This is a genomic window from Providencia sp. PROV122, assembly GCF_028482365.1.
In the GTDB taxonomy this organism is placed as follows: Bacteria; Pseudomonadota; Gammaproteobacteria; order Enterobacterales; family Enterobacteriaceae; genus Providencia; species Providencia stuartii.
In genome coordinates this window covers 307,981-318,551 of record NZ_JAMPQI010000002.1, presented here as the reverse complement: position 1 = coordinate 318,551, position 10,571 = coordinate 307,981, and the positions used below count along the sequence as shown (strand labels likewise).

13 protein-coding genes and 2 pseudogenes are annotated in these 10,571 nt (G+C 38.6%); 9 read left to right on the top strand and 6 right to left on the bottom strand.

Translation table 11 applies throughout. From position 1 onward, the window contains the following. Positions 1 to 289: 289 nt before the first annotated feature. The 4 genes and pseudogenes from PSE69_RS03075 to PSE69_RS03060 all read right to left on the bottom strand — a co-directional run. A pseudogene (locus tag PSE69_RS03075) lies at positions 290 to 912 on the bottom strand (IS1 family transposase); the annotation flags it as partial. Between the two features lie 42 nt (positions 913 to 954). Continuing rightward, positions 955 to 1,542: a hypothetical protein gene (locus PSE69_RS03070; RefSeq protein ID WP_154611499.1), complete on the bottom strand. Its 588-nt coding sequence runs from the start codon at positions 1,540 to 1,542 to the stop codon at positions 955 to 957. 70 nt (positions 1,543 to 1,612) lie between these two features. Continuing rightward, on the bottom strand, positions 1,613 to 1,822 hold the full coding sequence (locus PSE69_RS03065; protein WP_088206868.1) for a helix-turn-helix transcriptional regulator: 210 nt from the start codon (positions 1,820 to 1,822) through the stop codon (positions 1,613 to 1,615). 105 nt (positions 1,823 to 1,927) lie between these two features. Next, a complete protein-coding gene (locus PSE69_RS03060; RefSeq protein ID WP_272674966.1) occupies positions 1,928 to 2,515 on the bottom strand; it encodes an inovirus Gp2 family protein in 588 nt (195 codons plus the stop codon). A gap of 434 nt (positions 2,516 to 2,949) precedes the next feature. On the opposite strand from PSE69_RS03060, the gene PSE69_RS03055 reads away from it, so the two are divergent. From PSE69_RS03055 to PSE69_RS03015, 9 genes and pseudogenes are all read left to right on the top strand, one after another. Beyond that, positions 2,950 to 3,888 carry a hypothetical protein gene (locus PSE69_RS03055; protein WP_272674965.1) on the top strand — a complete coding sequence of 313 codons (939 nt, stop codon included), beginning with the start codon at positions 2,950 to 2,952 and terminating at the stop codon, positions 3,886 to 3,888. A 56-nt stretch (positions 3,889 to 3,944) separates the two neighbouring features. Further along, positions 3,945 to 4,817 (top strand): GTPase family protein, encoded by an 873-nt coding sequence (locus tag PSE69_RS03050; protein ID WP_004927451.1) that lies wholly within the window; start codon positions 3,945 to 3,947, stop codon positions 4,815 to 4,817. A gap of 91 nt (positions 4,818 to 4,908) precedes the next feature. Further along, on the top strand, positions 4,909 to 5,334 hold the full coding sequence (locus PSE69_RS03045; protein WP_272674964.1) for an antirestriction protein: 426 nt from the start codon (positions 4,909 to 4,911) through the stop codon (positions 5,332 to 5,334). A gap of 84 nt (positions 5,335 to 5,418) precedes the next feature. Next, positions 5,419 to 6,255, top strand: a complete 837-nt coding sequence (locus tag PSE69_RS03040; protein ID WP_272674963.1) for a DUF932 domain-containing protein — start codon at positions 5,419 to 5,421, stop codon at positions 6,253 to 6,255. Positions 6,256 to 6,783: 528 nt separating this feature from the next. Next, the gene (locus PSE69_RS03035) at positions 6,784 to 7,518 is read left to right on the top strand and encodes an outer membrane protein (RefSeq protein ID WP_272674962.1); all 735 of its coding nucleotides are present in this window, start codon (positions 6,784 to 6,786) and stop codon (positions 7,516 to 7,518) included. 94 nt (positions 7,519 to 7,612) lie between these two features. After that, entirely contained in the window at positions 7,613 to 7,933 is a 321-nt protein-coding gene (locus PSE69_RS03030) for a hypothetical protein (RefSeq protein ID WP_040132871.1), read from the top strand. A gap of 97 nt (positions 7,934 to 8,030) precedes the next feature. After that, positions 8,031 to 8,243 (top strand): hypothetical protein, encoded by a 213-nt coding sequence (locus PSE69_RS03025; RefSeq protein ID WP_230088460.1) that lies wholly within the window; start codon positions 8,031 to 8,033, stop codon positions 8,241 to 8,243. A 3-nt stretch (positions 8,244 to 8,246) separates the two neighbouring features. After that, positions 8,247 to 8,702, top strand: coding sequence for a hypothetical protein (locus PSE69_RS03020; protein ID WP_230088459.1), 456 nt, complete (start codon positions 8,247 to 8,249; stop codon positions 8,700 to 8,702). A 639-nt stretch (positions 8,703 to 9,341) separates the two neighbouring features. Further along, positions 9,342 to 9,566: pseudogene (locus tag PSE69_RS03015) on the top strand (tyrosine-type recombinase/integrase); the annotation flags it as partial. A gap of 108 nt (positions 9,567 to 9,674) precedes the next feature. Here the strand turns inward: PSE69_RS03015 and PSE69_RS03010 are convergent. Continuing rightward, positions 9,675 to 9,944, bottom strand: coding sequence for a PAAR domain-containing protein (locus PSE69_RS03010; protein WP_072502498.1), 270 nt, complete (start codon positions 9,942 to 9,944; stop codon positions 9,675 to 9,677). Between the two features lie 184 nt (positions 9,945 to 10,128). Further along, positions 10,129 to 10,569 (bottom strand): SMI1/KNR4 family protein, encoded by a 441-nt coding sequence (locus PSE69_RS03005; RefSeq protein ID WP_004927418.1) that lies wholly within the window; start codon positions 10,567 to 10,569, stop codon positions 10,129 to 10,131. Positions 10,570 to 10,571 lie beyond the last annotated feature (2 nt).

Here is a 10,571-nt window from a genome sequence, read left to right as displayed (position 1 = left end):
CTCATTTTCACTTATTTGCTAATCCAAACATCTTTAAATCTAACTAAATTACTTGTGAGATAGCGTACGGTCTGACGAATATTTTTATAGCCCAAATAATACTGAATCAATCGAGCATCTCCCTCTACCTGCATATTCATGAATACGGAGAAAATTTTATATGCTAACTCGTAAGTCTTGCACCCAGTGCGGCGGCTTGAATTTATAAAAAATCATATCGTATTGACATGGTCGAGTATTCAATGAGTTGATTAAATGTAATGTTCAATGAAAGTACCAATGATCACCTCAATGTTTTTCTGTTCAGCCTTTTTATTCGGTTTCTTAAATTCAGATTTTGACGTACTATTCCCTGAGTAATTCGTTTACCTATCAAGTGGATCCCTCTTGGTAATAACTGATAGGCTCAGTAATTGTCTGTGCACCAAAACTGAATATCAAACTGAGAAAGCAACCTTAATAATTTTTGCAGAGTCTTACGACTCCGTGAGCCCAAGACATGTACCACTATGCGTTTTAACTGTGGTGACCAAGCATACCATAGCCATCGTTGTCGCTTTTTATTACCGACAAACGACCATATCTCATCCATTTCATAAAAAATATGAACCTGTAAATTCTGTAAAGGGAGTGTTGTTACCTGCCGAGGGTTGAGTTTTTTAAAGTGCGTATGACTGCATTAATACTGATATGCAAAGATCTTGCCGTGTCACGAATACCCGCATTATTCATGGCAAACTCAACCACTTGCTCTTTGATGCCGGGCTGACAAGCGTTGTAGGTATAATCGAGTTGAAAAGTGCGGCAACAGGCCTGACAGCGATAACGGGGATGACCTCCATTGCCGGTGCCATGTTTTTTAACAGGGTCGGTTAACCCACAGAATCGGCATTTTACTGAAATGGTAGCCATACTAAGCCTCAACAGAAAAGCTCAGTTTACCCCATTATCAACTCATTGAATACTCGACCGGCTGAACAATACATATTCATCCATGATAGCTGTTAATCCCCAATTTTCGGCTTGCCTATCAATCACCCATTCTACGAGTTGTTCTTTGGATTTCAACTTAAGTGTATGGTTCCAATCGTCTAACGGTGACCCCAACAGCAAATCATACCAACATAACCAGACCAATTTCGGGCGTATTTCCGGATCATTAAATTGCTGAAATAAACTGATTAATTTGTTCGCAAAGGCATGCTGGTTAAGACGCACACATTCACTGAGCAGTATACCTTCCAACATCGGGTGATAGCGTAATAACCGTTCATCGATATGAAAACTCAGATTTAAATCCTCTTCTTCGGTGAGCTTATCAGGGTAGGCTTTGCCATAGACCAGTCGATAGAGACAAGCTGGAATAACCGCCACCTGGCAGGCTTCATGACTCGAAAAACGAATGTACGACATCATCAAATAGTGACTGTTTTGTATGAGTGAATGACACATCCCTTGGCAAATGGACAACTTCGTATACCCATTTAACCAACATTGATAATAACTCAATAACTCTTCATAACGAGCGGGCAGCTTTTTCATACTCTCGGTACTCCATACATTAATTCGTAGAACTAATTGGGTTAAATTGAATACGTTGACTTCGAAAGGATTAACCCCGAGAAGCCACAAGACGCGCTTGCAGCCATAGCTCTACTTCACTCTTTAACCAGCGAGAGCTACGCCCCAGTTTGATGGGTTTGGGAAACTCCCCCTCTTGGATTAATTTATAAAACCATTTATCCGTCAAACCGGTTAGGCGAGTTATAAATTTCATATCAACGAATTGGTCATCTAGTAAGGGAATAGCTTGAGTAGTCATTATTGAACTCCTGTCTTTAACGTTAAAAGGCAGAAGGGATATCGATAAGTGTTTAGGGATATCTCTCTTCCAAAAGATATCCCCCTCATGTTTTTTATTGGTAGATTAACGGCTACACCCAAAAGAACGCTCACCATCACCATAATATTTTGTATGTTCTTTGGCTAAGTAACGACAGCGCTGGTTTAATTCGAATATCGTGCTTTCATTATTGGGTTTATTATTATCTAGCCACGTTATGGCGTTATCTGGAATATGAATTAAATAACGCTCCGCAGGGTAGTTCACACCAATAGCACTACACCATGCTTGCTGTATTAATGCATAGAGCGTCCCTTCAGTTTTAACAAAGTCACCTAACCCCCAATAAACATCTTTATTTAACAGCAAAAGAACATGATAGTGTTTTTTATTATTTATCTCACCGAACTCTCTGACCCAGACATAAGATAACGGGCATATGTGGTTACGCTCCCATATTTTATTCTTACGTTTTAGGTCAGCATTTATTTTGGCTTTTAACGATCCAAAGAATCGAGTGATGACCCTCGAATCGTTAAAGTGAAATATATTTTCAGATGGGAAACGTAAGTCAACTCGAACAGCAGTAACACGATTGTTAATTAAAAGTGCTTTACGGATAGTGTGGTTTATCTTTTGAATGTAATGCTTATTGTAGGTGTAACTAGACATGATTAATACCTGTGGTTGGTTTTATTTCATATCTAGAAGGGATGTTGTTAAAAATAGGCATTCATCATTTAACCAAGATGATGAATATATGGATAGGTGAGTCAGTGACAGGGTAATGTTTAATCTTTTAGGTGTGGTTATGATGCTGGTTATCTTTATTAAAATAATACTATACCAACACGATAAAGCCTTTCTTTATCTTATCATCGATGCCCGTGACAGCGCGTTTTTGAACCACAATGAGCCGCTTCTTTTTGAGGAGAGTCAACTCTGATATTAACTTATCTAAAGATTAGCCTTTACTCTAATAATAATTAGTGCAGTTATCGTGAGTTTTAGCACATAAATAGGGGTTTTTATGTAGTACAATGACACCTTAAACACTACGTAAAATACTATGTAAACATATGCAAAAAATACTACTTGGAGAATAAATGATAAATATAAATGTCAATGATAATTATTTGGAGTGCAGACAATATTATGCTGTTCTGTTCTATATGTTTTCAGAAAAAACACTGTCGCCTAATGAGCTTTATAAAATGATATCTGAGGCAAAGAATAAGAATGTGTATACATTACTTAGTGAGTTAAATCAGCATGTCGGGAATAGATTTAAAAATGTTGATTATTATCTCAGAACGATAGAGAAAAAGATTATCCCAATAGAACAATTATCTTTTTTAACGGATGAAAGAATATCATTTGTTATCTTAAACTTTCTCATGAAGTCGTATAATAAACACCTTATAGAAAATGATTATCCATCAATTATGACTGGCGTGTATAATTACTCTCCCTTGAACTTGAACCCTATCATAGGCAGGAATATCCCTTTTCATTATATTGTTTGTTTTTTGGACTTTTTAGTTTTGTTTATAAACCCTAAAGATTTTAATGAGACAGTCTTTTATATGAAAGATAAAGCTTCCTCTGTTTCTAAAGAATACCCCGATCCTTTTTTATTTTTACCCAGAAAGAATGAAGCATTAAAATGGATAGCCGAGAGGATGATCCGCGCAAATATTGCTGTTGATGATGATGTTAATGTTCTTATTCAAAATGAAAAATGGAAATTGATTATTTCCTGTTTTGATTATTGGGCTATTATTTCAAGTGTAGAAGCAGTCAAGCTTTTTCTATCTCAAACAAGAAAAGCTTGGAGCCAAAAAAAATATCGTGATGGTGTTAAAGATAAGGCTGTACTGAATACGTATATTTCCAAATCATCAATGTTAAAATTAAAAAAAATAGCCAAAAATCATAATAAAAATATTAACGAAATTATCGAGGCGATGATTGATCAAATTGATCTACCACGGGATCCCATTGAAGAACTCATACTGTTAGTTAAAAAGAAAAATTTAAAATAATTTCAAATATATATTATCACCTTGAATAATGATAATTTTATTTTCAAGGAGTTTGTATGAATCAACATATTGAACTGGAGAAGGCTCTCGCAGCCTTTCCCTTTTCATTTAAAACATCATTTTTTAACCAACTCAGTCAGCTCATCAATTACTCCCCCACCATCGGTTTGATGGGTAAAACGGGTGCAGGAAAATCCAGCTTAATCAACGCACTATTCCAATCGTCATTATCACCTGTGAGTGATGTTTCAGGCTGCACACGCCAAGCCCAACGCTTCAGCATGACGATGAACAACCATACTCTCACTTTTGTAGATTTACCCAGCGTGGGGGAAAGTATCGAACGGGATAAAGAGTACCACCGCCTCTACCGTAATTTGTTACCAGAACTAGATTTAATCATCTGGGTACTCAAAGCCGATGATAGGGCATGGTTTTCTGATGAACAGTGTTATCGCTTTCTTACTGAGCAATGTGGCTGCCAATCTGAACGATTTCTGTTTATCTTGAACCAAGCCGATAAAATAGAGCCCTGCCGCCAGTGGGATGAACATAACCACCAGCCATCCTCAGAGCAAACTGCTAACTTGGAATTGAAACAACAAGCCGTAGTAACAGCTTTTAAGCCGAACCACCCTGTGATGGTTGTATCTGCAATCGAAAACTATCAACTGACTGAATTAGCAGAGCAGCTCATACAGGCGTTACCGGTGCAAGCCAGTAGCGGGGTAGCTAGGCAACTGAACAGCTCTTACCGGACCCAATCGGTGGAAAACGCCGCACGTAACGATTTTAGTCAATGTGTCAGTAATATTGTGGATGCCTTAATCGATATCATTCCTTTGCCGCCATTGATAAGAAGTACGGTTAGCAACGTTAAAAACAGTATCGTATCCGTCGCTAAATCCTTGTGGAGCCTGTTCTTTTAGCTTCTTAACTTAACTCATTACTTATCACTCTCAGCGCCAGTCCTTAACGGGATTGGCGCTTTTTTATCTCTTTTTCTTGGAGTATCAACTAATGAATAACACAACTGAATCCGCTATTGCTATGACACTCGTCCCCTATGAGCAACGCCTTGATTTTTGGCTCAATCACTTCGGAAGCGTGAAAGGCTGGACCACCTTTGAAGTGGTCATCTTTACCACAATGGGGCAGTTTTGTGATGACTATCAGGGTGGGTATTGGGAATATTGCACCTTATCCAATGGTGGCGCCTTTATTTATCCCTATTTACCTCAAGAGACACTGACGCTGTTCAACCCACATAACGGTAACGAAGCCAACGTCAGTTGTGAAGCAGCAGGCATTGCCGTGTGTTTGATGATGTACAGTTTATGGTCATTTCAAACGGAAAGTAACACCCTCGTCGATCGCTTTTATCAATTGCGTGATTATGCGGCGCAACACCCAGAACGTTCCGCCATTTTCCAACTTATTGACTAAATGACCTTTCATCTCGTCAATCCCCTAACATATCGTTAATTACTTCAATTTTAAATTAATTTAACTCATTTAAAGGAGCTCCCTATGACTCGTTTAGCTTCACGCTTTGGCACAGCCAACAGCATTCGTCGCGAACGCCCACTCACCATCGAAGAGTTATTTCACACAGTACCCAGTGTGTTTTCCGAAGAAAAACATGAATCACGCAGTGAGCGATACCGTTATATTCCCACTATTACGTTGCTAGACAGCCTACAAAAAGAAGGCTTCTACCCCTTCTTTGCCTGCCAAACACGAGTTCGGGATATGAGCCGTCGAGAGCACACCAAACACCTGTTACGGCTACGTCGCCATGACCAAATCACCGGAAGCCAAGTACCTGAAATTATCTTACTCAATAGCCATGATGGCTCTAGTAGCTATCAAATGTTACCGGGCTTTTTTCGTCAAGTTTGTGCTAATGGTCTGGTTTGTGGCGATACCTTTGGTGAAGTGCGCGTGCCGCACAAAGGCAATGTTGTGGATAAAGTGATTGAAGGTGCTTACGAAGTGTTAGGTACGTTTGATGCTATCGCTGAAAAACGTGAGCAAATGCAGTCCTTACTATTACCTCCCCCGGTACAATATATCTTTGCACAAGCGGCGTTAACGTACCGTTATGGTGAAGAGCATCACCCCATCACTGAAGCCCAAATCTTACAACCTCGGCGTTTCGAAGATAAGAAAGACGATTTGTGGACTACCTACCAACGTTTGCAGGAAAATTTAATCAAAGGCGGATTATCGGGCAAAAATGCCAAAGGTAAACGTGCTCGCACGCGTTCAGTGAATGGGATTGATGGCGACATTAAGCTTAATAAAGCGTTGTGGGTACTGACAGAGCAGATGTATACGCATTTCTCTGGACGTGAACGCTTATAACCATTGTGGATAATGAGCAATACTTAATCTATGGTGAACTTATGAAATTATCAGAACGGCAAATCAAACCATTGGGTCTTAACTGAGTTCGGTTTTCATATCGACAACATGAGTAAATAGCGTTTTTATAAGGCGTTAGCGCTAACATAAAGACTTATCCCTTATTTTAGTATTTGATAATATCGAGCATACCAACCTATTCAATAAAGGAGAGAATTCTTTAAACATCATTTTATTCCCTTCCATTTTGACTCACTCTCTCATCAACTCTTTTTCTTATTTAAGCACCAAAACAACAGTTGATCGATTGCGACGATCGATAACCGTTTATTGATAGATACGATCGATATTATCGATCGTACTTTAATTATTGATAGGTAAAACAGATCAATTAGGTTAAACTATCCCACGATAAATTATCTTTATGTCAGTGATATTAAGGTGATTGAGTCAAATCTTTCATGCCTTCCACTGACATAACGCGATTCAACCATACTTAATGTGATATTGATTAAAAGGAAATCAATCATGAAAAAAGCGTTTATTATTCCTGCCCTAATGGGGTGCATTTCATTACCGGCATTCGCTAACACGGATGACAGTAAAACGGGGATTTATGTCACGGGTAAAATGGGCGCATCCATTGTGCAAATGTCAGGTCAGCAATTTGTCTACAGCGGCTATGCTGATGCCGGTGATAATGGTACCAAAAATGGGGATAGCCATCGTACGGGGGGATTTGGCGGTGGACTTGCGTTAGGTTATGACTTTTCCAATCAGTTTGATATCCCTGTTCGAGCTGAATTGGAATTTATGGCGCGTGATAAAGCGAATTCAACCTACAACATCCGCGACCGTGTGCGTAATGGCGTACATCAAACTCGTGATATTAAAAACCAAATCAAACTCAATACGTTAATGGTCAATGGGTACTACGACATTAAAAATAGCTCAGATTTCACGCCGTATATCTCTGTCGGGCTAGGCTATGCGGCCGTGGATTTTAAAACCACCCGCGCTGATGCTTATACTCCAGGACTCTCTCTGCATGATACTCACACGCATACCGCCAATAACTTTGCCTGGAGTGTCGGTGCGGGGGTGAACTATGCCATCAATGACGATTGGGATATGGGGCTGAGTTATCGCTATTTAGATGCTGGAAAAGCCGACATCACGACAGCGGTAGGCGATGGGGAAAACACCTCAAAAATCAAAGTGAAGGCCAATGACATCATGCTTGGTTTGACTTACCGATTCTAATCTCTGGCATTCAGCCTTATAGATTACCCTCAACTTACCTAGCCAACATGCCTTTTTGATGTTGGCTATTTTACATCCTAAAAAAGGTGGTTACATGAACTCATCTTATTTTATTAAATACCTGCTAATTGCTTTCGTCATTAGCGCAATTGTCGTTGTTTATAATTGGATTTCGCCTACCGGTCATATCTACGGTGTTTGGGCAGGGATTAAGTTTTTCGTTGTCATGGGCTTAGGAACAGGGCTGGGCATGTTTATCGGTAATGCTATACGACTCGCGATTATGCCAGATTACATCACAACACGCGAAGGTGCGATAGGGCTGATACAAGCCAAGCTCTTTTGGGCTATCGGCCCTCAAGTCATTGGCTGGTTTGTCGGGCTAATCCCTGTGTACTCATTCTTTTATGGCTGAATATCCAATGAAAAATCGCAACCTATTTCGTTTATATCTGCTTCTTTTAAGCTTATTCCTGATAACCAGTTGTTCAGAGTCGCCCAAAGAGGTTTTTATGCATCAATGTGTTAACAACAGTAATGCCTTTAATAAACAGGAGTGTGAATGCGCATTCACTCTTCTGACTAAAAAATTCCCTGAAGACAAACTCGCCCAATTTATAGCATCAAAAATCAATACAGCACAATCATTAACTGAAGAACAACGCCAATATCTCGGTTATTCCGCCAAAGTGCTTCAATATTGTTCTCGACATCGTAGAGGTTAAATGATGATGAAAAAAATACTATTAGCCTGTGTTCTCATGAGCGGCTCACTAAGTGCATTCGCTATCCCCAATTATTGGTCGGCAACCTTCGCACAAGGCTATATGGAGTACGGCATCAGTAATGATAAACATCTCAGTGTTATTCTTGCCTGTAATATTGCTGCTGATGAGGAATATGATAATGGCGTTTATCTTTATCAAGATGAACATCCTATCGATACAAACAATATCGCCTTTGTTATCGACGATGAAGTCTATTACATTCCTGAGGAAACCAAAACGCGTAGTGAAGGTAATGCCTGGACTCTCTTTACGCAAGCGATAACAAAAGCGAACTCATTTGCAGTGTACGCCAATGATAAACCGATTGGTCAGTTTACTCCCAATCCTAAAAACAGGGCAAAAATTTTTGCCGACTTTGATTGTAATGCCGTATTTTATCGCGATATTGCCCGCTGATCCCCCTTCTATTTTGTTTATCGGCCCATCAAAATTGGGCCATTTTTCATTGATATTAATCATCTCATTCATTATTATTGCAAGGGATCAAATAAACAGGCCTCCATGTGGATTCCTGCCCTTTTCGATATCATGGTGTATCATTATTTCCTAATAGAAATCGAAATCATATTCTCAAAAAAGAGACTATTTTGGTGCTCGGCAAATACTATTTTAGGGACTGAGGGCACAATTGAGGGTATAAATTAAACCAAATTCAATTAATTAATTTAAATACATAACGTTATGATAAAAAGTCGATTCCGAGTCCGGCACCAATTTCACTTCTACAGTGGTCTCCTCAGTTAGTTTAGTTCCTCATAATGATTAAGTTATCTTCTATTCCACCTAAACAAACTCAATACGATATTTGATATTTAAGCATAGCTTGTTCGATATAATTTAAAGACCATTTTATAGCGTACCACTCCTGACAGATATGAGCCTAAAACAAAGAACATAAGACTTCTGGTAAGCGTACTCCGAGCAAACCTAATAGTTGCCGTTACTGATTGCTTTACGAGCAAAAAGAAATAATTATCGATTGGTGTTTACCCTGATATTTCTCTTGCTGACGCCCGCGTTATACGTGATGAAGCCAATATGGTATTAAAACGAATGGGGTATAATGGTAAAGCCACGGGGCATGGTTTCCGCCACACCATGAGTACGATCCTGCATGAAAAAGGGTTTAACAGCGCTTGGATTGAAACTCAATTGGTGCATAAAGATAAAAATTCCATTCGTGGAACCTATAATCATGGTCAGTATTTGGAAGGAACAAGGGAAATGATGCAGTGGTATGCGGATATATTGATGAGTTAGAGCATAAATCAAACTGAATAATATCATTTAGCCACCTTTGCGAATATTCGTAAAGGTGGTCATTACCTAGACTTTATTTTTTCCTAAGCACTGATATCGAACTATAATTTAACCTAACGCGACAAGCACGCACCCTCCAGAACATCCACAAACGACTTTATACCCCTCTAACGCGACAGGGATACCATTAATTTTCATTAAGCTATCACCTTCAACAATAGTGCCTGTTTTTTTGCACGAAGGGCAATAAACAGAGTCACCCACACAAGCTACGCCTTGAGTTTGCTTGGCGAGAGAAGAAGCAGTCAGCACCGTACCACCAGTATTCGTCGTATCATTTTTTAAAATGATTTTTCTGCTGTTTACGGTGCTACGCATTAAGATATTTCTCCTGATACAGTTTCACTAAAATCTGTTCGACCTTTTTCTAAAACGTCAACGAAAAATGTTTTTTATCAAATGATAAAATATTTTACTAGACTGGTAATCTATAAAAGAATCATATCTGAGTTAGTCATTTATAAAGTGAAAATTCTACGACACTAGTTTATTTTTATATATCTTAATAATAATCATTTCCAAATACATCATTCAAAAAAGATTCAAAATTACTATATTCCTTTTGGAATAAACCATCATAAGAGTGAAAGTAAACTTCGCCATAACTATCTTTCTTAAGGGATAAAAGCAAGGTATTTCCCCCATTATCATAACCAAAGGGTATAAAACTTCCCTGCTCATAGTGTACTGATTTATTATTCAGTATTACATCCAAATCACCAATATCCTCAATAAGCTTTTCAATAGGTAACTTTCCATACTTTATAGGGTTAAAACCTCCAAAATAAGAATTTATATTGGAATCTTCACCAATAAAGCCACCATTAATGGTAAGATAGTGTCGCTTAAATGCTTCTGGCAATTTAGCTATAAACAACAATTCAAATTGATTTAACTCATCATTAGATAAGCTTTTTTCAGGAAACACTAATTCTATTGTCATAT

Bases quoted from the DNA above. Each gene is read 5' to 3' on its own strand.
- PSE69_RS03070 (WP_154611499.1), bottom strand. From the start codon at position 1,542: ATGAAAAAGCTGCCCGCTCGTTATGAAGAGTTATTGAGTTATTATCAA.
- PSE69_RS03065 (WP_088206868.1), bottom strand. From the start codon at position 1,822: ATGACTACTCAAGCTATTCCCTTACTAGATGACCAATTCGTTGATATG.
- PSE69_RS03060 (WP_272674966.1), bottom strand. From the start codon at position 2,515: ATGTCTAGTTACACCTACAATAAGCATTACATTCAAAAGATAAACCAC.
- PSE69_RS03055 (WP_272674965.1), top strand. From the start codon at position 2,950: ATGATAAATATAAATGTCAATGATAATTATTTGGAGTGCAGACAATAT.
- PSE69_RS03050 (WP_004927451.1), top strand. From the start codon at position 3,945: ATGAATCAACATATTGAACTGGAGAAGGCTCTCGCAGCCTTTCCCTTT.
- PSE69_RS03045 (WP_272674964.1), top strand. From the start codon at position 4,909: ATGAATAACACAACTGAATCCGCTATTGCTATGACACTCGTCCCCTAT.
- PSE69_RS03040 (WP_272674963.1), top strand. From the start codon at position 5,419: ATGACTCGTTTAGCTTCACGCTTTGGCACAGCCAACAGCATTCGTCGC.
- PSE69_RS03035 (WP_272674962.1), top strand. From the start codon at position 6,784: ATGAAAAAAGCGTTTATTATTCCTGCCCTAATGGGGTGCATTTCATTA.
- PSE69_RS03030 (WP_040132871.1), top strand. From the start codon at position 7,613: ATGAACTCATCTTATTTTATTAAATACCTGCTAATTGCTTTCGTCATT.
- PSE69_RS03025 (WP_230088460.1), top strand. From the start codon at position 8,031: ATGCATCAATGTGTTAACAACAGTAATGCCTTTAATAAACAGGAGTGT.
- PSE69_RS03020 (WP_230088459.1), top strand. From the start codon at position 8,247: ATGATGAAAAAAATACTATTAGCCTGTGTTCTCATGAGCGGCTCACTA.
- PSE69_RS03010 (WP_072502498.1), bottom strand. From the start codon at position 9,944: ATGCGTAGCACCGTAAACAGCAGAAAAATCATTTTAAAAAATGATACG.
- PSE69_RS03005 (WP_004927418.1), bottom strand. From the start codon at position 10,569: ATGACAATAGAATTAGTGTTTCCTGAAAAAAGCTTATCTAATGATGAG.